Origin of the sequence: Luteimonas panaciterrae, from assembly GCF_020511115.1 — a bacterium.
Lineage (GTDB): Bacteria > Pseudomonadota > Gammaproteobacteria > Xanthomonadales > Xanthomonadaceae > Luteimonas > Luteimonas panaciterrae.
In genome coordinates, this window is sequence record NZ_JAJAVH010000085.1 from 1 (window position 1) to 367 (window position 367).

The following is a 367-nucleotide window of genomic DNA, read 5'->3' on the forward strand; positions in this document are numbered from 1 at the left end:
AATTTTTTGATAACAATCCCAAAGATCCACCAGATTATCTCATTGGCGAAGGTGTAATGCAGGACGGAAAACCGTACCGTTATATGTTCAAGCCGAGCCTGGATGGCGAGTCACCGGATTGTTACGACAAGAAGCCCCGCTTTGACGATCCTCATTCTGCTTCCGGTGTCGGCAACCACTTCTTCTATCTGCTGTCCGAGGGGGCCGTCGTGCCGGCATCCTATCGGGCGGAGCTGGTCAAGGCCGATCTGGTCTGCAATGGCGACATTGACCTGACCAGAATCACTAACAAGGTGGCTGCACAGGTATGGTATCGCGCGATCACGCTGTATATGACCTCGCAGACAGGCTATCCGAAGGCGCGCGA

General features: G+C 53.7%; 1 protein-coding gene. It reads left to right on the forward strand.

The features are described 5' to 3' along the window. Positions 1 to 367: M4 family metallopeptidase (locus tag LG367_RS18385; protein WP_226470730.1), on the forward strand; the 367-nt coding region annotated here is incomplete at both ends.